We start from the raw sequence: 22,647 nt of genomic DNA on the forward strand, positions 1-22,647 counted from the left end.
CTTGTGGTCGTGCTAACCGGCTAAGACAATTATTTGCTGTTCAGGGTCTCTTTCATCCACTGGGTGAAATTTTCGCCCTCGGTAGCGTGACGTAAACCGTATTGTACAAACGCCTTCATATAGCCCAGTTTGTCACCACAGTCATGCGATTTACCACTCATATGGAAGGCTTCAACCGTTTCCTGTTGCATCAGCATGGCAATCGCGTCGGTCAGTTGGATTTCATCACCTGCACCCGGAGGCGTTTTTTCCAGCAACGGCCAGATGTCGGCAGAGAGGACATAACGCCCTACCACGGCCAGATTGGATGGCGCATCTTCACGCGCAGGCTTTTCTACCACGGCTGTCATTGGTGTACTTGCCCCAGCGGCTAATGCCACACCGCCACAATCGACCACACCGTATTTGGAAACATCTTCTTCCGGCACTGGCTCAACCATAATCTGGCTGAAGCCGGTTTGCTCGAAGCGCTGGATCATCTTGGCCAGGTTTTCTTTCTGCAGATCGGCAGTAGAGTCATCCAATAATACGTCTGGCAACAGCACCACAAATGGGTTGTCCCCAATCATCGGTTGAGCACATAACACCGCGTGGCCCAGCCCTTTGGCTTGCCCCTGGCGCACCTGCATCACCGTCACATCTGGCGGGCAGATGCTTTGCACTTCGGCAAGTAGTTGGCGTTTTACCCGCGCTTCAAGCACCGCTTCCAGTTCAAAAGAGGTATCAAAGTGGTTTTCAATCGCGTTCTTCGATGAGTGCGTAACCAGTACGATATCCTTGATGCCAGCCGCAACGCATTCGCTTACGATGTACTGAATCAATGGCTTATCGACCACCGGCAGCATTTCTTTAGGGATCGCCTTGGTTGCAGGCAGCATACGGGTGCCCAAACCTGCTACTGGGATAACGGCCTTCAATCTTTTTTGCATAAATTTTTTCCACCGACAAATAACAAGTAAGTGTAACAGAGCCAGGAAAAGTGGTTGACCTAACGTCTCAATGATTTTTTATTGATAAAAATCAATTAATTATATTCATTAAACAACGTTTTAGGCACGCTACCGCCCTTGGCTTGCAGCTACCAATGCACTGTAGACAATGTTTGAACTGACAAGCGTGCGTTAAGCCGCAGGCTTGTAGATGAACCCAGGGTTCTGTTCAGAATGTAATGAGAGGCAAGTCGCAGAATAGGGAAAAGGCTGTGCCTTCCTGGCCACGTGGTCAGTCTTGCTATCATTTATAGGATGCTAAGATTCTTATACTATTGACCCAGTGAAACAAGTCTTACTGCCCGTATTAAGACCTTTTCAGAATAAGACTACTAATGATACTCGTTTTTTAAGATTTTACTCGCCTAACCGATTTATAACAAATTGATTATAATAAGTATTATCTAAGTGCAGGATTTATAAGCAGCTATTTGCGCTGGTTTTCTGCTGTTGTCGCTAATCACTTGATCCTGGTGGTGATTAAATTTTCCTCAAGCTTAGATTACCCGCAGCCCGTGTGGATTTAGAGTTGAATTCCCCTCTCTCAGCGTCCATCATTCTCACTGCGGCATAAGCCGTCGAACTAAAAGGTGAAAGTAGGCGTATGGAATGGATCGCAGATCCAACAATTTGGGCCGGCTTGGCCACCCTGGTTGTACTGGAAATTGTACTAGGCATTGACAACCTGATCTTTATCGCCATTTTGGCGGAGAAATTACCCAAGAAACAACGTGATAAAGCCCGCGTTGTCGGTCTTTTACTGGCGCTGGCGATGCGCCTGGTGCTGCTGGCATCGATATCCTGGCTAGCCACCCTGACCAAACCGCTGTTTGTGGCCATGGGGCACGCTTTTAGTGGCCGCGATCTGATTATGCTGGTCGGTGGTATCTTCCTGCTGTTTAAAGCCACCATGGAGCTTAACGAGCGGCTGGAGGGCAAAGACGAAGAGCACCACGGATCGCGCAAAGGAGCGCGTTTCTGGCCGGTGGTCGCGCAGATTGTGGTGTTGGATGCGGTCTTCTCACTCGACTCGGTGATCACCGCCGTCGGGATGGTCGATCATCTGGCCGTGATGATGATCGCGGTATGTATTGCCATTGGTTTGATGTTGCTGGCCAGCAAACCGCTCACGCGCTTTGTCAATGCGCATCCAACCATTGTTATTCTGTGCCTCAGCTTCTTGCTGATGATTGGTTTCAGCCTGGTGGCCGAAGGCTTTGGCTACGCCATTCCGAAAGGTTACCTCTACGCGGCGATCGGTTTCTCAGTAATGATCGAAGCCCTGAACCAGTTTGCCCAGTTTAACCGCCGCCGTTTTCTTTCCAAGGTGCGGCCTTTGCGTGAGCGTACCGCGGAAGCCGTATTGCGCATGTTAAGCGGCAAACATGAAGAGGCCGAGATCGATAGCCATTCGGCGCATCTGTTGGCAGACAGCTATAACGAGAATGGTGAGATCTTTAACCAGCAGGAACGCCACATGATCGAGCGGGTGCTGGGCATGGCGCAGCGTACCGTCAGCAGTATCATGACTTCGCGTCACGATGTGGAATACCTTGGGCTTAACGGCCCGCTGGATAAACTGACGCAGCTGTTGGAGAAAAACCAGCATACGCGCATCGTGGTAACGGAAAATAGCGCCAGCGATGAGCCATTAGGGGTGATCCACACCATCGATGTGCTGAAACAGCAGTTGCAGCAATCACCGCTGGATCTGCGAGCGTTGGTTCGCCAGCCGCTGATCTTCCCGGAGCAGTTAACGTTACTCTCTGCCCTGGAGCAATTCCGGCAGGCCAAGACCCACTTTGCTTTTGTGGTCGACGAGTTTGGTTCGGTCGAAGGGGTGGTAACGTTAACCGACGTGATGGAAACCATCGCCGGTAACCTGCCAGAGGCCGACGAAGAGGTTGATGCGCGCCATGACATTCAGCAAACCAGCGAAGGCTACTGGATTGCCAATGGCCATATGCCGCTGGAAGACCTGGTGCTGTATGTGCCACTGCCGATAGAAGAAAAGCGGGAATATCATACCTTGGCAGGTTTGCTGATGGAGCATTGCCAGCGCATTCCACACGAAGGTGAGCAACTGAAGATTGGCGATTATCTGTTTGAACCGCTGGAAATCAGTAGCCACCGTATCGTGAAGGTGAAGATCACGCCTTTAGTGACACCTAACGAAGAAGACGAAGAGTAAACCGATACCGGGCACCCGTTTAGGGTGCCCTTTCCACATTGCTTACAGGTGCACCGGCACCAGCAACTCCGTAGCAACAATCACCACCACCAGCCCGACAATCACCGGTACCGAGGTACGCTTGACCACTTCGAACGGGGAGATTTTTGCCATGCCAGAAACCGCCACAACCACACCAGAAACCGGTGAGAGTGTGCGGCCCAGGTTGGAGGCTTGCAGCATCGGGATCACCAGATAAGCCGGGTTAACCCCCATCTGTGTCGCCAGTTTCGGGATCAGCTCAACAAACGCATAGAACGGCGCGTTACCGGAACCGGTTGTCATCGCCGCCAGCATAGTGATCACCACCAGCACCAACATCATGATAATGCCACCGGTGCCAAACGACTGCGCCAGGCTGATCAGGCCGCTGATAAAGCCAACAGTGCTCAAGCCTTGGGCAAACACCCCTGCCGCGACCAACAGCATTACCACGCTGGCGAACGCATCGGCCATCCCGCGATACGCTACTTCCAAACCGGTAAACACCGTTTTGGCATTGAAGCTACGGATAAACTCAATCACCGCGGCAATGAACATGCAAATCACCAACACGGTAATGATATGCAGCTCTGGGCCCCACTTGCCGTCAAACACCAGCACCCCGAGGATTGGGGTAAACGGCAAGATGGCGTAGAAACCAGGTGCATTGGTCGTGATTTCACTCACGTCCATAATATGGTGCTGTTCGTTGGCCTTGCGATCGAGATAGCGCTGCCAGAAGAAGTGGGCAATCGCCATACAGATAATGGCCGCGATGGAGATCGGCAACGTAGTTTTGAAGGCGAAATCCACCAGCGGCATTTCGGCCGCCTTGGCTGCCAGCACCACATCACCCGAAGTCGGTGAAAGGATAATAGCCGCTGGGGAAGCGCAGATTGCCGCTGCTGCACCCCGGCTGATCCCTACGTTGACCATCAGCGGGAACAGCGTTGCCATCAGTAACACGCCCAGCCCTGTTGCCGAAGAAACCGCCAGTGACATCAGGCAAGCAACAAAGTAGGCCGCAATCATCAGCAAGTAAGGGGAGTTGATCATCTGCAACGGGCGAGATGCCAGCTTTACCACCACGTCATTGGCACCGATGTGCGTCATATACGCGGCGAAGCCACACAGCATCATGATCATCATGCCGAGATCGCCACCGCGGCTCATCAGCAGGATTTTCACATATTCAAAAATATCGGTGGCGCGCCATCCCGTCGAAGTCGCACTGGCGGGCAGCAGGTTTTTGCCCATAAATGCGCTCACCGTCAGCAGCACCAGGCCACCAACCATTAACACCCCAGTGGCAGAATAGCCTTTGATGATGTAGCGGCCAACCAGCACCGCCACCAAGGCTCCAATCAGAAGTTCCATTGTAATTCCTCGATTTAATTATTTTATTTCAGCCGATCGCCCGATGGCAGCCGAATAACGCCACACTCTGCCGAAAATCAGGACAGGATATTATGACATTCATCAAGGTTGCGGGGGGAAACTATCAACAAATTGTGAAATTACCCGCCAGGTCGCTTTTGCGCGAAAAGTGAGCCGCATTCCCCTTGGCTGGTCGAGGTCAGAGATCGCTTACAAGAAGCCCAGCACAGGCCAACTCATTAGCAACAAAGAAATAATTTATTTAATTTCAATAAATTAAATGATTCCACCCGCACCTGTCTTGCATGAATTCCGCACAGCATTGTGATCATGATCTGAATTTGTAGAATTTTTACGCTAGATGTTAACGATGTGTGAGTTTGATCAAACAAATGTTTTCTCCAGTTTGGTTATATGATCGTCAATGTTCACGTTGTCATTTTTAGTCTGGTGTTAGAACTTATGCATAACATGATGAATGATAAAACTTAAATAAGTCTTACCCATTTTATTTATCTAAAAATGACAACGTCAACATTAAGTTTTTATATCGCTGTCAAGCCTGATAATGGAGAGGAAAATGAGTCAGTTACCCGAAAAAATGAGCGCGGTAGTTTGCCATGGCCCGCAGGATTACCGTTTTGAACAAGTCCCTACCCCGCTGCCTTTAGCCAAGGAGTTGGTGATCAAGGTCGAAGGCTGCGGGATCTGTGCCGGTGATTGCAAATGTAAAAACGGTGCCCAGATGTTCTGGGGTGAAAATCCTTGGGTGAAACCGCCGGTGGTACCCGGCCACGAATTTTACGGCCGCATTGTTGCCATGGGAGAAGGCAGCGAGCAGAAGTACAAGATCGGCGAACGCGTCATCGCTGAGCAGATCGTACCCTGCTGGGAATGCCGTTACTGTAAGTCAGGCAGCTATTGGATGTGTGAGACCCACAATATCTACGGCTTCCAGAAGGACGTCGCCGAGGGGGGAATGTCGGAATACATGCGTTTTTCCGCCAACGCCATCGTGCACAAGATCCCGGAAAGCCTCAGCCATGAAGATGCGGTGCTGATCGAGCCAATGGCTTGTGCCATCCACACCGTCGCCCGTGGGGACATCCAGTTGGACGACGTCGTGGTGCTGGCCGGTGCCGGGCCGTTGGGTCTGTGCATGGTGCAGGTTGCCAAGCTGAAGACACCGAAAAAACTGATCGTGATTGATGCCATCGACGAGCGTTTGGAACTGGCGAAAGCGTTTGGTGCCGACGTGGTGATCAACCCGCTCAAGGAAGATGCCGATAAAATCGTCAAAGCGTTAACCGACGGCTACGGCTGCGATGTTTACATTGAAGCAACCGGGGCACCGATTGGCGTTACCCAGGGATTGCAGATGATCCGTAAGCTGGGCCGCTTTGTCGAGTTCAGCGTATTTGGCAAGGAAACCACCGTCGACTGGTCAATTATCGGCGATCGCAAAGAGCTGGATATTCGCGGCGCACACCTTGCCCCCTACAGCTATGAAATTGCCATCGATCTGTTTGAACGCGGCCTGGTGACCTCCAAAGGCGTAGTGACCCACAGTTATTCGTTAAAAGAATGGGATCAGGCCTTCGCTCTGGCCGACTCAACCGATTCCATCAAGGTTATTTTGGTTCCTTAATATTGAGTGATTAGTTTTAAGCAAAAACATTACGCCTGGTATGGCGAGGCCGACTTCTGGCCGCTAACGACACCATTATTATAAATAACACTGAAAGAACAACACCGACCCTACAACAGGAGAATCACCTATGTTTTCATTTATCAAGAAAACCTTACCCGTAGTATTGGCCGGCGGCATGTTGCTGGCCAGCCAATCGGTATTAGCCAAGCAAATCACCATTGGCGTTTCATTCCAGGAAATGAATAACGACTATTTTGTCTCAATGAAACAGGCATTAGAACAGGCCGCCGGTGATATTGGCGCCAAGCTGTATATTGCCGATGCCCACCATGACGTCTCAAAGCAGATTAATGATGTGGAAGATATGCTGCAAAAGAAAGTCGATATTTTACTGATTAACCCGACCGATTCGGTTGGCGTGCAGTCGGCGGTGATCTCGGCCCATAAGGCAGGGGCGGTAGTCGTGGCGATTGATGCCCAGGCCGAAGGCCCGCTGGACTCTTTTGTCGGCTCTGAAAACTATGATGCCGGTTTCCAGGCGGGTGAGTACCTGGCCAAATCCCTGGGCAACAAAGGCAAAGTGGCGATCCTGGACGGTATCCCGGTAGTGCCAATCCTGGAACGCGTGCGCGGCTTTGAGGATGCCATTAAAAAGCACCCGGAAATGAAGATTGTCACCAAGCAAAACGGCAAACAGGAGCGTGATACCGCGCTGACCGTAACCGAAAATATGCTGCAATCCACTCCCGATCTGGCCGGTATCTTCAGCGTCAACGATGTGGGTGCTTTAGGCGCACTGGCAGCCATTGAGAGTAACGGTGCCAAGGTCAAGCTGGTCAGCGTTGATGGTCAGCCGGAAGCGATCAAAGAGATTTTGAAAGCTAACTCGCCGTTTATCGCCACCTCCGCACAGTTCCCGCGCGATCAGGCACGTATTGCCTTGGGCATTGCTCTGGCCCGCTATTGGGGTGCCAACGTTCCGGCCACCATTCCGGTGAAAGTGAAGTTGATCGACAGCAGCAACGCCAAAGGCTTTAGCTGGTAAGCGCACGGCCTCGAGACTGATGGCATCGGGGCGGGCAAGTTTCGCTATGTAGGGGCGCGGCACACTGCGTCCCTACGTAATGAGCCGGTTGAGGTTGATACCCGATCGATTTCGCAACGGTGGGTATAGAACCCGGAGGAGTTAACCGTGACGGCGTTATTAGAATTAAAACAGATCAAGAAGTCCTTTCCGGGCGTAAAGGCATTGGATGGTATTGACCTCACCATTCAACATGGCCAAATACATGCATTGCTAGGGGAAAACGGTGCCGGTAAATCAACGTTGGTGAAAATCCTGTGTGGTATTCATCAACCGGATTCCGGCGAAATCATCATGGAGGGTAAAAGCCGCCAATTTGCCAATTATCGCCAGGCCATTAACGCTGGCGTAGGCATCATATTTCAGGAGTTCTCGCTTATTCCTTATATGAACGCCTTGGACAATATTTTCCTCAACCGGGAAATCAGGAACCGCTGGGGATTATTAGATCGCAAAGCCATGCGTAAAAAAGCCGAGGCTATTTTCAAGCGGCTGACGGTGAATATCGATCTGGATTGCCCGGTAGCGCAGTTGAGCGTGGCGCAGCAACAGTTTGTCGAGATTGCCAAGGCGCTGTCTTTGGATGCCCGCGTGCTGGTGCTGGATGAGCCGACCGCCACCTTGACGCCGGGTGAAGCCGATCACCTGTTCAGCGTGATGAACGATCTGAAATTGCTGGGCGTCGGCATGATTTTCATCTCGCACCATCTGGATGAAATCTTCACCGTCTGCGATCAGATCACCGTCTTGCGCGACGGTACCTATGTGCAAACGCTGCCCACGGCCGACACCAACGTGGATGAACTGGTGAAGCTGATGGTCGGGCGCAAAATCGAAAACGCTTTCCCGGTGAAATCGCACCCTGTCGATACTTCGGTACGCCTGTTGGAAGCCAGCATTCAGCGCACCAAGCACCAACAGGAAGATCGTTTCCACCTGTTCAAAGGGGAAATCCTCGGGTTTGCTGGCCTGGTCGGCTCGGGCCGTACCGAGACGGTCTCCGCGCTGATTGGTGCCAGCCCCTGCTATCGCAAACAGGTCAGCCTCGGTGGGCAAGCCACCACACTGCGTAACCCGGCCTTGGCATTGAAGCAAGGCATTGGCCTGCTGCCAGAAAGCCGCAAAACTGAAGGGTTGGTGCTACCGTTTTCCGTGGCCCAGAACATCACCCTCAACCGCCATGAGCGGTTCGGAAAAATCTTCGTTAACGCCCGCAAGGACGACGACATCGTGCAACGCCTGATCCGCGCGGTAGGTGTGAAAACGCCGGACGCAGACACCGTTGTCAGCACGTTGAGCGGCGGCAACCAGCAGAAAGTGGTCATTGCCCGCTGGCTGAACAATGACTGCAACATCCTTATTTTTGATGAGCCTACCCGTGGCATTGACGTCGGCGCTAAATCCGAAATCTATCAGCTGATGCAACAGCTCACGCAGAAAGGCATTTCTATCATCATGATTTCATCCGAATTACCGGAAATTATCGGCGTTTGCGATCGCGTGCTGGTGTTCCGCGGTGGCCACATTGTTGCCGAATTGGCGGGTGATGAAATCGAGTCTCATAACATCATGCTTCATGCAACCGGGAGTGCATTATGATCGGAATTGAACAATCCCCACCTTCACACGTGGCCCAGAAGCAGAGCCTTGGCAAGCGCTGGGAGAAGTTGCTGCACCACCCCGCGATGCTGCCATTTATCGGCTTCGCTATCCTGTTCCTGCTGATGAGCGGGTTGAATGACAGTTTCCTGACGGTCAACAACCTGACCAACGTGGCACGCCAGGTATCGATCAACGCCATTATTGCGGTGGGCATGACCTGCGCGATCCTGACCGGCGGTATCGATCTTTCGGTCGGGCCGGTGATGGCGCTATCCGGTTCGATTGCCGCTGGCTTGATGCTGGGCGGCATCCCAATCCCGCTGGCGATGGTCGCCGCGTTGGTGATCGGTGCCCTGTTCGGGCTGGCCAACGGCGCATGTATCGCCTATCTGCGTATGCCTCCCATTATCGTAACCTTGGCCTCGATGGGCATCGCCCGTGGTTTGGCGTTGCTGTATACCGGCGGCTATCCGATTTCCGGCCTGCCAGACATGTTCTCCTTCTTTGGGCGTGGTTCCGTGCTGGGCATTCAGGTGCCGGTGCTGATCATGGTCGGCGTCTACATTCTGGCCTACCTGATGCTTAACCACCTGCCGTTTGGCCGTTACGTCTACGCCATTGGCGGCAACGAAGAGGCCGCGCGCCTGAGCGGTATTCGCGTTCCCCGTTACAAAGTCCTGGTGTATGTGGTGAGCGGGACGACCGCCGCACTGGCCGGGTTGGTGCTCACTTCGCGCCTGATGAGCGGGCAGCCCAACGCCGGTGAAGGGTTTGAACTGGATGCCATCGCCGCCGTAGTGCTTGGCGGAGCCGCCATTTCCGGTGGCAGAGGCGCCATCATCGGCACGCTGGTCGGCGCCATGATGCTCGGCGTACTGAACAACGGCCTCAACCTGATGAGCGTATCGCCTTATATCCAGAACGTGGTCAAGGGCGGCATTATCCTCGCCGCGATCTACCTCAGTTCCAGCCGCCGTAAATAAGTCAGGGAGCACCGATATGGGATATTTTCTGGGCATTGATATTGGCGGCACGCTGATCAAGGCGGGCCTTTACCGGGCTAACGGTGATGAGATTGCCGTGGCGGAGTGTGATGGGGAAACCGTTTCCCCCCAGCCCGGTTTCTCTGAGCGCGAGATGGAGGGCCTGTGGCGCGACCTTTGCCAGACCATTCGTCAGGTGCTTAGCCTCGCGGCAATCACCGGTAAGCAAGTGCGCGGCGTGAGCTTCTCATCGCACGGCAAGGGGTTATATGCCATTGACAAGCAAGGTAAGCCGGTGCGTAACGGCATCGTGTCTTCGGATACTCGTGCCGCAGCGATGGTGGTTGAGTTACAGCAACAGGGTATCGAAGCCATCACCTACCCGCGCAGCCTGCAACCAATCTGGAATAGCCATCCGGCGGTGCTGTTACGGTGGTTGAAACAGCATGAGCCAGCAAGGTTTGAGGCCATCGATCGGGTGCTGATGGCTCATGACTACCTGCGTTTTCGCCTGACGGGTGAAGCGACGGCGGAGATCACCAACATCTCCGGCAGCAACCTGTTTAACCAGCAAACGGCCAACTACGACCCGGTGTTGATGTCAGCCTTCGGCATCGAAGAAGTGGCCGATAAAACCGCGCCGATGCTCGGCTCAGCCGAGCTCGCCGGGCAAGTCACCGCTGCGGCCTCCGCCCAATGCGGATTAGCAGCAGGAACGGCGGTGTATGGCGGCCTGTTTGATGTGGTTGGCGCGGCTTTATGCTCGGGGGTCGTCGACGATCGCACCCTAAGCGCCGTGGCAGGAACCTGGTCGATTGCTACCTGTGTGACAGAGAGCCTGATCCCCTCCCCTCATCCCTTTGCCTGGGGGCGTTATTGCATGGAAGGCCGTTACTTTGTTCACGAAGGCAGCCCAACCTCGGCGAGCAATCTGGCCTGGTTCTTACGCCAGTTTTGCGACAACGATCATCAGCGTTATGCGCAGTTTAATGGTTGGGTGCAAGAACGCAGCCAGCAACCAAGCGACATCACCTTCCTGCCCTATCTGTTCGGCTCCAACCTCGGCAGCAACCTGCCTGGCGCGTTAGTTGGCCTGAGCGGACACCATGATATGGCCGATATCGTACATGCCATCTATCAGGGCATCGTGTTCTCACATCTGGTTCATCAGGATCGTCTGGTGGAGCTCAATCCACGGGTGGAACGTATCCGCATGACCGGCGGCCCCACGCAGTCTGACGTGTGGATGCAGATGTTTGCCAACGCCGGCAATTTACCGCTGGAAGTGGTCAATATCCAGCAAAGTGGCTGCCGGGCTGCGGCGATATGTGCCGCCGTGGGTGCCGGGGAATACAGCAGCTTTAACGAAGCGGTGCAGGTGATCAAACCTGAATTGCAAACCTATTATCCTGACGCGGCGGCTAACCGACGCTTACGCGCCAGCTATGCGGGCTACCTGAATATCGCCCAGGCATTAAATAAGGCCAATCATCATGCAAACCACTAATAACGTCGTGCTGGGGCTGTACGAGAAAGCCTTGCCAGTAGATCTGGATTGGTCACAACGGTTGGGTATCGCCAGCGAACTGGGCTTTCAGTTTATGGAGATCTCCATTGATGAGCAGCCGGAGCGCCAGCAACGTCTGGACTGGGATCGTCAGCAACGGCTGGCGCTGATTAACGCCCGTTTTGACAGCGGTATCACCATACCCAGCATGTGCTTATCCGCTCATCGTCGCTATCCGTTTGGCAGTAATGATGCCGCCATCCGTCAGCAAGCACGCACGTTGATGGAGAAAGCGGTAGATTTCGCCGTTGACGTTGGCATCAGGAATATTCAGCTAGCGGGTTATGACGTCTATTACGAAACCGCCGATCGCCATACTCGCCAGCGTTTTATCGAAGGAATGCAATGGGCGGTAGAGCTGGCGGCCAAGGCCCAGGTGATGCTGTCCGTGGAAATTATGGATACCACCTTTATCAACAGCATCAGCAAATGGCGCGAATTTGCCCGGCAGATTGAAAGCCCGTGGTTCACCGTCTATCCCGATATCGGCAACCTCAGCGCCTGGGGCAATGACGTCACCTTCGAGCTGGAGCACGGTATCGATAAGATCACCGCCATTCATTTAAAAGATACCTTGCCGGTGCTGCCAGGCACCACAGGGCAATTCCGCGACGTGCCCTTCGGCAGCGGCTGCGTCGACTTTGCCCATACCTTTGCCGTGTTAAAGCGGCTCAACTATCGCGGCCCGTTCCTGCTGGAAATGTGGACCCGCAACGACGGCCAGGATATCCAGCATATCGCCCAGGCCAAAAGCTGGATCGAGCAGCAGATGAAACAGGGAGGTATCACATGTTAAGCGAGTTGAAGCAGCAGGTGTTGGCGGCCAACCTCAGCCTGCCGGGCTATGGGTTGGTGACCTTTACCTGGGGCAACGTGTCGGCGATCGATCGCCAACAAGGGTTAGTGGTCATCAAACCTTCGGGGATCGCCTACGAGGAGATGACGCTGGAAGATCTGGTGGTGGTGGATTTGGACGGCGTGATCCAGGAGGGGCGGCGTAAACCGTCCTCAGATACCGATACCCATTTGGCGCTGTATCGCGCCTTCCCCGCCATCGGCGGCATCGTTCATACCCACAGCCGGAATGCCACCATCTGGGCACAGGCTGGCCAGGCGATCCCGGCGTTGGGTACCACGCATGCCGACTATTTTTATGGTGATATTCCCTGTACTCGCCCGATGCGTGAGGACGAAATTGCCGGCGACTATGAGCGTGAAACCGGCCAGGTGATTATCGAAACGTTCCAGCAGCAGAAGCGCGACCCACAGCAGGTACCGGGGGTGCTGGTTTATTCCCACGGGCCGTTCGCCTGGGGGAAAACGGCGGCGGATGCGGTGCATAATGCCGTGGTAATGGAGGAAGTGGCGGCCATGGCGATGGCCACGCGGCAGTTAACCCCGGCGATCCCGGCCATGCAGCCGGCGCTGTTGGATAAGCACTTTTTACGCAAGCACGGTAAAAACGCTTACTACGGGCAATGAGCAGTTGATATTGATCTCTCCCCTTGTTCCCATGAAACAACAGGGGACAGGGTACAAGCTTGCAACATTGGCGTGAGTATCTCTGAGCAGTTGCCAATATCTACAGCAAAACATACCAATCAGTGATATCAAGCGTCACCAGTGGCATGTAACTGTGTTATGAAGTGTAGATTTCATCGTTAATTTTATGCATTATGAGGTATCTAGTGCGCCTAACATTCGGTGCACGTTATATAGACAATATAAAGTAAGGAGTGTTTTGTGGAAAATGAAATCTTTAACCCAGGGTACTACGATGAAGAAAGTTTGAGAAAGTTTAATTTCAAATCTATTGGGAAGAATGTTTTAATTGCGAAGAACTGCACGATAATTGGCATTGAGAATATAACAATCGGAGATAATGTAAGGATTGATGGATTCTCAACAATCATTGCTGCCGGGGAAGGTTTTCTTAATATAGGTTCATATGTCCATATCGGTGGATACTCAGCGATTTTTGCAGGTGCAGGTGTCATTCTTCGGGATTATTCTGGGTTATCTCAGTCTGTCAAAATTTACTCCAAAAGCGACGATTATAGTGGTGCTTTCATGACCAACCCAACAGTACCTGCGCACCTTACAGGTGTCATATCTGGCACTGTTGTCCTTGAAAGGCATGCAATAATTGGGTCACAATCAATTATAATGCCAAATATTATTATCGCGGAAGGAACTGCGGTTGGCGCTAACTCACTCATAACGAAGAATACAGATGAATGGTCAATTTACTTCGGCTCACCGGCTAAAAAGATAAAAAATAGGAAAAAGAACCCACTGGAGCTAGAGAAGTCATTGAGATAGTATCCTTTTTGGTAGTCTCTTGCTCGGAGTTGCTGAGCAAGAGGTTGCCTTGAGGATAAAGTTGGAGTGACGAGAAAGCACTTCACTCCACCAGCAACATCCCGGTGAAGAATTCCCGCCTTAAGGGCTGGTCGCTGTTATTATTTTTAATCGCATTAAACAGGAGTTCCGCCGCTATTTCCCCAAGCACCTGCGTGTCGTGATACACCCCGGCGATATGTTGGCCGTAATCCCGCGCCTTGGGCGGTTCATCGATCGAAAAGAATTTCACCCGATGATAAATATCCAGCTGATGGCACAGCGAAATAGCGCCTAGCGTGATTATACCGTTGAGGCCAACGATATAATCCGGCTGATGCTGCTCATCGGCAAGATATTGCTTAACCCGTACCGCCTGAGAAATAAAATCATAATCACCGTTAATGATAGTGATTTTACCCCCCTTCCCCTCCAAAGCATCAATAATGCCCTGAGTTCGCGCCAAGGTAATTTCCGAGTCGGCCGGGCCACCCAGGATCAGGATATTGCTTGCCGGCTGTTCAGCCAGATATTTTCCGGCCAGCTTGCCAATCTCCTGGTTGTTGAGGAACACGCCACTAAGCTGTTGATTATAGATATCTCTGTCGATCAGGATCAGCGGCGTATGATAGCGTTCAGCCTGATCAAGATAGGCGGGTTGATAGTGCCGATCGTCACGTACGGCAGAGAGCAAAATGCCCCGCGCCTTATAACCAAACAAAGCCTGTACCGCCTGCATTTCTGCTTCTTCACTCCCGTCGGTATCAAACAACATAATCTGATAGCCCTGCAGGCGGGCAATGCGCGATACGGTTTGGATCAGGTTTGAATAGAAAGGGTTATACATGCTGCTGGTGACAATGCCGATAATCTGGCTGCTGCTTTTCTTTAATCCCTGAGCGAAAGCATTGGGAACATAATTAAGCTCTTTGGCAATAGCATGAATTTTCTCTAAGGTTTCAGACTTTACCAATTCAGGTTTATTAAAAGCACGGGAGACAGTGATATTGGTCACGTTGGCTCGGCGGGCAATATCCACAATGGTGGCATTAGAATTTGCTTTTGGCACCGTCAATCCTTGCTTTATTCATTAACAGATCCCTTATTGTAGGGAAGCCATCAGCAGTATGCCAGATGAATATCAACGGTGTGAAGTTTGTCGATTATGGCGTAAGCCCTACGCTCCCTCACAACAGAGAGCGCGGGCTTGGCTCGGGCGTTTAGAGCTTATCGAGCAGTTTCTTCAAATCCTGGCCTTCCTGGGAGTCTTTATTCTTCTCGGCCCACTTGTTCAAGGCACCTTTGGCACGATCCTGCAGCGTTTTACGCAACAATTGATCGACCTGTAGCTGGTAATTGAGCTGATCCCATGGGCCATAGACACGCAGTGGGATTGGCATTTCGCGCAGCGTTGCAATCAACGCGTTGTTGCCCTGCCACCCCCCCGTCACCAGCACGTTCAATGTCAAATCACACTGTTTGCCAGGCATATTGAGCGTACCGTTGCCGGTCAGGTTCATCACCGGTGACTGTGCCTGTAGCTCACTGAGTGTGATCTGCCCTTTGCTCAAGCTGGCCTTGGCGCTCATTTGTTGCACTGCGGTATAACGCTGGTAGTTATCCTCGCCACGCACGCTGCTGTCGTTACGAGCAACGGCTTGCTGAATAAGCTGTTGAATATTCAGACCATGAAGCTGCGCATTCTGCATGGAGAGTTCTGCCGTCCCTTGCCAGCGATGTTCGAAAGCCGCCGCATTGAGCCGATCGCCGCTCAAATCGCCCTGCATATTGAACGTGCCGGTCAAGGCCAGTGGCATGTCGAAAGCCTTGAGAACCTCGCCCAACTCAATTTGCCGTAACTTCGGCTGTAGCTTGATCAACGGTTTATCCGTTCGCGCGTCCATCGAACCAGGCAGGGAGAAATCGCCACCAGCCAACTTACCGGACAGCGTTGCAACGGTCATTAACCCCCGTTGGTTGTCAGCCTGTACCGCCAGCTGATTAATCGACATTCCACGATAGGTAACCAGATCGGCCTTTAGCTTGAGCTGCGCGTTGAAGTCACGCAACGCTTGTAAATTCTGTTGTGGATCGTCTGCCTGGTTGGCGATCACCGGGGCCGAGGTCATCGGCTGCGGCTGCGTCGCCTCATCAGGGGCTTTGGTTCGCCAGCCCGAAAGCGCATCCAGATTGAGCTGCGTAGCGCTGAGATCCAACGAGTACGTTGGCACCGCCCGCAACTGCGCACTGGCACTGCCCGTCAACTGACTGTCATTGGCGCTGAGCATCAGTTGGCTGAGGGCAATCTGCTGGGAGGACTGCTGGTATACCGCCTGTACGCTCCCTTCCCCCTTGATGCCGCCAGCAAGAATATCTGCGCCCTCAAGCTGGTAGCTGAACTGCGTGACCTGTGCGTCTATCTGGCGGGGAAACTGTTGCAGATCGAGATTGGCCACCAGGTTGAAGGTCAGGTCGCGTTGATCGCGATTCACCCGGCTGGAAAGCTCTATCTCTGCCTGATGTTTCTCATTTTGTTGCAGGGTCAGATTGATATCGCGAACGTTAATCTGCTCGTTGTTGGCGCGCTGCCAAATCAGCAGGCTGTCCACTACCCGCAGATTGTCGATATCAAATTTCCACAGGGAACCCGAGCTATCATCCGCCTGGTTACCACCGGGGGCGATAGGAGCATCGGGCTGGGTTTGTTCTGCACTGTCGGGAGTCAGGCGGATGACGGCATTTTTCAGCATCACCTGCTTAACGTAAAGCTGGTGGGAGAGCAGCGGCAGCAGTTTGACATCCAGACGCATATTATCCGCACTGACCGCCGGAGCGGCAGCCCCTGGTGCGGTCAACGTCATTCGCCCGGCAAGAATGCTCAACTGCGGCCAGACATGCCAACGAAGGTCGCCTTCCAGCGTCAGATGATAGCCGCTGCTCTGCTCAACCTTCTTGACCATATAGCCGCGGAAGTCATTCGGATTAACCAACAGCACCAAGGCAGACATCCCTGCCACCAGCACCACCAGCAAAATCACCAAAGTCGTCAGTAGTCTTCTCATGCCCATCCTCGTGTCAGCGTCATACCGGTTCGCTGTTAATCCTTGTCAATACGACTGGCCACGGCCCCTTGCTGATCCCTGTATTTTGCATCCTGGCGGCTGTTGTATGGCCGTGCCGCAGGCCCGGAAAGCGGTTCAAAGCTTAGCGCACCGATCAACATGCCGGGGCGTAACGCCAACGGCAGCTTACCTGAATTATAGAACTCCAGCACAATACAGCCTTGCCAACCGGGATCGATACGGTGTGCGGTAACATGCACCATCAGCCCAAGGCGGGCTAATGAAGAGCGGCCGTCGAGCCAGCCCACCAGATCGTTAGGGATCGTGACCGACTCCAGCGTGACCGCCAGCGCCAGTTCGCCCGGATGAAGGAAGAAGGCTTCCCCTTCCGGCAGCACGATTTCATCGCTCATCACGCGGTCAAGGGCGGCACTCACTTCATCCTTGGGGCCACTGAGATCGATAAAAGCGGCGGTATGGCCACGGAACACGCGGAACTGATTGCCCAGACGGACATCCACTGTGGCCCCGTTAATACGCTCAATGGGAGGACGCGGTGAAATCACCAGTTTTCCGTTATCCAGCCAGGCTTCTATATCGCGGTCGCACAGTCTCATTATTTTCTCCATTCCATCAAGGCACATAAACTCATACGAAAATTGCCACACAACGGGCTCAAGGTCTATGTCAGGACTCAAATAGTTCGCTAAAGGCCGGAAAAAAGCGCCAGCCTGTTAATGACTTATTCAAAGAATTGGCTGATTTTGGCCTTCAGGATATCTATCGCGATGCGGTTTTTACCACCGCGTGGCACGATAATATCGGCGTATTGCTTTGAAGGCTCAATAAACTGCAGGAACATTGGACGCACGGTTTTCTGGTATTGCGCCATGACGGAATCCATGGAGCGGCCACGTTCATTCACGTCGCGCTTCATACGGCGCATCAGGCAGATATCCAGCGGGGTATCAACAAAGATCGAGAAATTCATTTCCTGGCGCAGACGAATATCCGTTAACAGCAGGATCCCTTCCAGAATGATGACCTTCTTCGGCTCCAGATGAATGGTCTCTTTTTTACGCGTATGTTCGGTGTAGCTATACAGCGGCAGCTCAATGGCTTTACCGGCCTTCAGCATTTGCAGATGCTGGAACAACAGGTTGTGATCCATGGCGCTGGGATGGTCATAGTTGGTTTTGACCCGCTCTTCCATGGTCAGGTGCGTCTGGTCTTTGTAGTAACTGTCTTCCGGGATCACACCGATGTGTTGATCGCCAACCTGGTCGCGGAGTTCGCGGTATAACGTACTGGCAATAAGGCTTTTTCCGGAGGCTGATGCGCCAGCTATACCAATAATGACGCACTGATGCGACTTGTCAGTCATAAAATTAAAGACCTGATTTCATATGTGGGGAAAGGGGGTGTAAAACACGCTAATTATAGGGAGTTAGTGCCCCTGGCGCCAGCGTTTAGACGGCAGGACGGGAGATAATCACCAGATTAACGTGCAGATTTTCTGTTATCGGGAGATTTAAGATTTTTTACGCTACTGCAAATCGGCGGCTCAGGGTACAATTCGCACCATCATCAAGACACTTTTCGCTTCTATTTCTTAGAGTACCACTCTCAATGAACTGGCATTTTCTGACTTTTTTTGGTGACAGCATGCTGTTGCTGCCCTGCGCAGCCATCGTCTTTATTATTTTGATCCTGTCCCCGACCAGCAGAAAACCCACCTGGCAATGGATGCTGCTGTTTGGCGGCGTGGGTGCCGTGGTTTGCGTATCGAAGCTGGCATTTATGGGTTGGGGCATCGGCAGCCGAAGCTGGGACTTTACCGGGTTCAGCGGTCACTCAGCCCTGTCTGCCAGTATCTGGCCGGTTTTGCTGTGGTTGCTGTGTGGCCGCTTTTCGTCACCCGTGCGACGGACTGCGGTGATCATCGGCTATTTATTGGCCGCCGCCGTAGGCTATTCACGTCTGGTGATCCACGCCCATTCCACTTCTGAGGTGATCACCGGCCTGACACTTGGCTTTATCGTCAGCAGCACTTTCTTGCTGTTGCAACGCGGTACGCAGCCACCGCGGCTGTCCTACCGTAAAATTGCCGTTACCTTGGCGCTGCCAATAGTCCTGATCAACTCAGGGACTGCGGCACCGACCCAGGGATTACTGGAAAGGATTGCCGTGACCATTGCTCCGGTAGAAAAACCTTTTGTGCGGGCCGATCTGCATAAGAAGCCAATATCCCGCTCACCAATGTCCCCCTCATCCTAACCCTCTCCCACAAGGAGAGGGGACCAATCGAGCCACAAATTAACAACGGTACTCATCCTCAACATCAGCCATGCCACAGACTAACTTCTGCATCTGACGACAACACCGTACCAGCTCCCTCTCCTTTTTGGGGAGAGGGTTGGGGTGAGGGGGAAAACGAGCACCGAATTCAGGAAATCACAGCGCGCGGAAGGAAATCTCGGTAGGAATGGCTTCACCCTGCCAGTACATCTGAGCCGCGACACGCCCAGCCAATTGGCGGTACATCTCGGCAAACTCGCTGTCTGGGCGGCTGACCACGGTCGGTTGACCACGATCCAGATCTTCACGCAGTGAGATATGCAACGGCATCTGCCCCAACAGGCGGCTATGGTATTTCTGCACCAGCTTCTCTGCGCCACCGGTACCAAAGATTGGCTCGTGATGACCACAGTTGCTGCAAACATGCATGCTCATGTTCTCCACGATGCCCAATACCGGTACATGCACCTTCTCGAACATCACGATACCCTTGGCGGCATCCAGCAAGGCGATGTCTTGTGGTGTCGTCACCACCAGCGCACCGGTTACCGGGATATTCTGCGACAGCGTCAGTTGGATATCCCCAGTGCCCGGCGGCATATCCAGCACCAGATAATCCAGGTCCGGCCACAGAGTATCCTGCAACAGTTGCAGCAGTGCCTTGCTGGCCATCGGGCCGCGCCACACCATGGCGTTGTCATCGGTCACCAGATAACCGATAGAGTTGGTCGCTAAACCGTGCGCCACGATCGGGGCCATATGCTGGCCGTCCGGCGAAGTTGGGCGTTCATGCTCGGTGCCCAGCATGTTGGGGATCGACGGACCATAAATGTCCGCATCCAGAATACCGACTTTGGCACCCTCGGCGATCAACGCCAGCGCCAGGTTGACCGCAGTGCTGGATTTCCCCACTCCGCCTTTACCCGAGCTGACGGCAATAATATTACGCACGCCTTTTACACCAGCCTGATCGTTGGCACGTTTCAAGGTGGTGATATCGTGTTTCAGCTTCCAGTCGATAGCCTGTACGCCGGTGACGCGCAGCAGCTCGGCGCTGACCGACTCTTTCAACGCCTCAAACCCGCTTTGCCAGGCAAACGGCATGACCAGTTCGATATGCAGGACATTGTCCATCAACGTGCAGTGGTGAATGGCTTTCAGTGCAGTCAGGTTGTTTTTTAACGTCGGGTGTTCGAAGGCGGCCAATACTCCGGTCACCAGGGCGCGCAGAACTTCAGGGTTGGTCTGCTCAGGGGATTTGGCGTTCATCCCGGCTCCTTGATTTTGAATGGGTAGCAACCTGATAAGCATATCAGAACTGCAGGGTAACTCGCTCGTATAACCCGAAAGAAACCGCCCTAGCAGCAGAGAGCGCGATCGGGTAACATCAAAGGTCCTTTTCACTCACTAAAGAAAGCAACTTTTTATTATGGCTCAAGTCGCGAAAAAATTATTGGTGACGTGCGCGCTACCGTACGCAAATGGTTCCATCCATCTCGGCCACATGCTCGAGCACATCCAGGCAGATATCTGGGTTCGTTACCAACGAATGCGCGGCAACGAAGTTCATTTCATCTGTGCGGACGACGCGCACGGCACACCAATCATGCTCAAAGCACAGCAGATGGGGATCCCGCCAGAAGAAATGATCGCGGAAATGAGCCGCGAGCACCAACAGGATTTCGCCGGTTTTGGTATCAGCTATGAAAATTATCATTCGACCCATAGCGAAGAGAACCGTGCACTGTCCGGTGTGATCTATGGCCGCTTGAAAGAGAACGGTCATATCAAGCGCCGCACCATTTCTCAACTTTACGATCCAGAGAAAGGCATGTTCCTGCCAGATCGTTTTGTGAAGGGTACCTGTCCGAAATGTAAATCCCCGGACCAATACGGCGATAACTGCGAAGTCTGTGGCGCAACCTACAGCCCGACCGAGCTGATCGACCCCAAATCCGTGGTTTCTGGCGCGACCCCGGAAATGCGTGATTCCGAGCACTACTTCTTCGACCTGCCCGCTTTCAGCGACATGCTGCAAGCCTGGACGCGCTCCGGTGCGTTGCAAGAGCAGGTCGCGAACAAGATGCAGGAATGGTTCGAATCCGGTCTGCAACAGTGGGATATCTCCCGCGATGCACCGTATTTCGGCTTCGAAATTCCCGATGCGCCCGGCAAATATTTCTACGTCTGGCTGGATGCGCCGATCGGCTACATGGGCTCGTTCAAGAATCTGTGTGACAAGCGCGGCGATCTGGATTTCGACGAGTTCTGGAACAAAGACTCCACGACCGAGCTGTATCACTTTATCGGTAAGGATATCGTCTACTTCCACAGCCTGTTCTGGCCGGCGATGTTGGAAGGCAGTGATTTCCGCAAGCCAACCAGCCTGTTTGTGCACGGTTATGTGACGGTGAATGGCGCCAAGATGTCCAAGTCTCGCGGCACCTTCATTAAAGCGGGCACCTACCTCAAGCATCTGGATGCCGATTGCCTGCGTTATTACTACGCCGCCAAGCTCTCTTCACGCATCGACGATATCGACCTGAACCTGGAAGACTTCGTGCAGCGCGTGAATGCGGACATCGTCAACAAGGTGGTGAACCTGGCTTCCCGTAACGCTGGCTTTATCAACAAGCGTTTTGCCGGGCAGTTGGCCGATCACCTGGCCGATCCTGCGCTGTATCAGACCTTTGTTGATGCTGCTACCAGCATTGCCCAGGCCTATGCCAGCCGTGAAACCAGCCGGGCGATCCGCGAAATCATGGCGCTGGCCGATCTGGCCAACCGCTATGTGGATGAGCAGGCTCCTTGGGTGGTGGCGAAAGCAGAAGGCCGCGACGCCGATCTGCAGGCCATCTGTTCAATGGGCATCAACCTGTTCCGCGTGCTGATGACTTACCTCAAGCCGGTACTGCCTGCACTGACCGAACGTGCCGAAGCGTTCCTCAACTGCGAACTGAGCTGGGACGGCATTGAGCAACCGCTGCTGGGCCATCAGGTGAACACCTTCAAGGCACTGTTCAACCGTATCGATCTCGACAAAGTGAATGAAATGGTCAACGCATCCAAAGAAGACCTGGCAGCCAGCCAGAAAGTTGTCAGTGGCCCGTTGGCGGATGACCCAATCCAGGACACTATCAGCTTTGACGATTTCGCCAAGGTTGATATGCGCATCGCGCTGATCAAGAGCGCCGAGTTTGTTGAAGGTTCCGACAAGTTGCTGAAGTTGCAGCTGGATCTGGGTGGCGAGTCACGTCAGATCTTCTCCGGTATCCGTTCAGCCTACCCTGATCCTTCTCTGCTGGAAGGGCGTTTGACGATTATGGTGGCCAACCTGGCACCGCGTAAAATGCGCTTTGGCGTTTCCGAAGGTATGGTGATGGCGGCAGGCCCTGGCGGCAAAGAGATCTTCTTGCTCAGCCCGGACAGCGGTGCACAGCCTGGTATGCAGGTTAAATAAGCCTCTGTAATATCGAGTACAG

18 protein-coding genes are annotated in these 22,647 nt (G+C 53.2%); 11 read left to right on the forward strand and 7 right to left on the reverse strand.

Features of this window, described 5'->3' with window-relative positions; all coding sequences use genetic code 11:
• Positions 1-29: 29 nt before the first annotated feature.
• Positions 30-929, reverse strand: coding sequence for a UTP--glucose-1-phosphate uridylyltransferase GalU (gene galU, locus ACRDCA_RS14380; protein WP_438690112.1), 900 nt, complete (start codon positions 927-929; stop codon positions 30-32).
• 664 nt (positions 930-1,593) lie between these two features.
• On the opposite strand from galU, the gene ACRDCA_RS14385 reads away from it, so the two are divergent.
• Positions 1,594-3,180 carry a TerC family protein gene (locus tag ACRDCA_RS14385; protein ID WP_438690113.1) on the forward strand — a complete coding sequence of 529 codons (1,587 nt, stop codon included), beginning with the start codon at positions 1,594-1,596 and terminating at the stop codon, positions 3,178-3,180.
• Positions 3,181-3,222: 42 nt separating this feature from the next.
• Here ACRDCA_RS14385 and dcuC read toward each other — a convergent pair whose 3' ends face one another.
• The gene (dcuC, locus tag ACRDCA_RS14390) at positions 3,223-4,578 is read right to left on the reverse strand and encodes an anaerobic C4-dicarboxylate transporter DcuC (protein WP_438690114.1); all 1,356 of its coding nucleotides are present in this window, start codon (positions 4,576-4,578) and stop codon (positions 3,223-3,225) included.
• Between the two features lie 580 nt (positions 4,579-5,158).
• On the opposite strand from dcuC, the gene ACRDCA_RS14395 reads away from it, so the two are divergent.
• The 8 genes from ACRDCA_RS14395 (at position 5,159) to ACRDCA_RS14430 (ending at position 13,787) form a co-directional block, all read left to right on the forward strand.
• Positions 5,159-6,226 (forward strand): zinc-binding dehydrogenase, encoded by a 1,068-nt coding sequence (locus ACRDCA_RS14395; protein ID WP_025119512.1) that lies wholly within the window; start codon positions 5,159-5,161, stop codon positions 6,224-6,226.
• A 130-nt stretch (positions 6,227-6,356) separates the two neighbouring features.
• Positions 6,357-7,274 carry a substrate-binding domain-containing protein gene (locus tag ACRDCA_RS14400; protein WP_025119513.1) on the forward strand — a complete coding sequence of 306 codons (918 nt, stop codon included), beginning with the start codon at positions 6,357-6,359 and terminating at the stop codon, positions 7,272-7,274.
• A gap of 147 nt (positions 7,275-7,421) precedes the next feature.
• Positions 7,422-8,912: a sugar ABC transporter ATP-binding protein gene (locus tag ACRDCA_RS14405; protein ID WP_438690115.1), complete on the forward strand. Its 1,491-nt coding sequence runs from the start codon at positions 7,422-7,424 to the stop codon at positions 8,910-8,912.
• On the forward strand, positions 8,909-9,898 hold the full coding sequence (locus tag ACRDCA_RS14410; protein WP_438690116.1) for an ABC transporter permease: 990 nt from the start codon (positions 8,909-8,911) through the stop codon (positions 9,896-9,898). Before ACRDCA_RS14405 ends, ACRDCA_RS14410 begins: the two co-directional genes overlap by 4 nt.
• A gap of 16 nt (positions 9,899-9,914) precedes the next feature.
• Positions 9,915-11,405, forward strand: coding sequence for an FGGY-family carbohydrate kinase (locus ACRDCA_RS14415; protein ID WP_438690117.1), 1,491 nt, complete (start codon positions 9,915-9,917; stop codon positions 11,403-11,405).
• On the forward strand, positions 11,392-12,261 hold the full coding sequence (locus ACRDCA_RS14420; protein WP_438690118.1) for an L-ribulose-5-phosphate 3-epimerase: 870 nt from the start codon (positions 11,392-11,394) through the stop codon (positions 12,259-12,261). Before ACRDCA_RS14415 ends, ACRDCA_RS14420 begins: the two co-directional genes overlap by 14 nt.
• Complete coding sequence (gene araD, locus ACRDCA_RS14425) at positions 12,255-12,947, forward strand: L-ribulose-5-phosphate 4-epimerase (protein WP_438690119.1); 693 nt, start codon at positions 12,255-12,257, stop codon at positions 12,945-12,947. Before ACRDCA_RS14420 ends, araD begins: the two co-directional genes overlap by 7 nt.
• Positions 12,948-13,208: 261 nt before the next feature.
• On the forward strand, positions 13,209-13,787 hold the full coding sequence (locus ACRDCA_RS14430) for an acyltransferase (RefSeq protein ID WP_438690120.1): 579 nt from the start codon (positions 13,209-13,211) through the stop codon (positions 13,785-13,787).
• Between the two features lie 82 nt (positions 13,788-13,869).
• On the opposite strand, the gene ACRDCA_RS14435 is transcribed toward ACRDCA_RS14430, so the two are convergent.
• The 4 genes from ACRDCA_RS14435 to udk all read right to left on the reverse strand — a co-directional run bounded on the left by ACRDCA_RS14435 (position 13,870) and on the right by udk (position 18,251).
• A complete protein-coding gene (locus tag ACRDCA_RS14435; protein WP_438690121.1) occupies positions 13,870-14,874 on the reverse strand; it encodes a LacI family DNA-binding transcriptional regulator in 1,005 nt (334 codons plus the stop codon).
• Between the two features lie 151 nt (positions 14,875-15,025).
• Positions 15,026-16,867: an outer membrane assembly protein AsmA gene (gene asmA / locus ACRDCA_RS14440; RefSeq protein WP_438690122.1), complete on the reverse strand. Its 1,842-nt coding sequence runs from the start codon at positions 16,865-16,867 to the stop codon at positions 15,026-15,028.
• A gap of 35 nt (positions 16,868-16,902) precedes the next feature.
• Entirely contained in the window at positions 16,903-17,484 is a 582-nt protein-coding gene (gene dcd, locus ACRDCA_RS14445) for a dCTP deaminase (protein ID WP_024484888.1), read from the reverse strand.
• 125 nt (positions 17,485-17,609) lie between these two features.
• Entirely contained in the window at positions 17,610-18,251 is a 642-nt protein-coding gene (udk, locus tag ACRDCA_RS14450; RefSeq protein WP_438690123.1) for a uridine kinase, read from the reverse strand.
• A gap of 245 nt (positions 18,252-18,496) precedes the next feature.
• Between udk and ACRDCA_RS14455 the strand changes: the two genes are divergently transcribed.
• Positions 18,497-19,144 (forward strand): phosphatase PAP2 family protein, encoded by a 648-nt coding sequence (locus ACRDCA_RS14455; RefSeq protein ID WP_438690124.1) that lies wholly within the window; start codon positions 18,497-18,499, stop codon positions 19,142-19,144.
• A gap of 177 nt (positions 19,145-19,321) precedes the next feature.
• Here ACRDCA_RS14455 and apbC read toward each other — a convergent pair whose 3' ends face one another.
• Positions 19,322-20,434: an iron-sulfur cluster carrier protein ApbC gene (gene apbC / locus ACRDCA_RS14460; protein WP_438690125.1), complete on the reverse strand. Its 1,113-nt coding sequence runs from the start codon at positions 20,432-20,434 to the stop codon at positions 19,322-19,324.
• 160 nt (positions 20,435-20,594) lie between these two features.
• Here apbC and metG point away from each other — a divergent pair, with 160 nt between their 5' ends.
• Positions 20,595-22,625, forward strand: a complete 2,031-nt coding sequence (gene metG, locus ACRDCA_RS14465; RefSeq protein ID WP_438690126.1) for a methionine--tRNA ligase — start codon at positions 20,595-20,597, stop codon at positions 22,623-22,625.
• Positions 22,626-22,647 lie beyond the last annotated feature (22 nt).

The sequence above is a fragment of the Serratia sp. (in: enterobacteria) genome (assembly GCF_051654945.1).
Classification (GTDB): domain Bacteria; phylum Pseudomonadota; class Gammaproteobacteria; order Enterobacterales; family Enterobacteriaceae; genus Chania.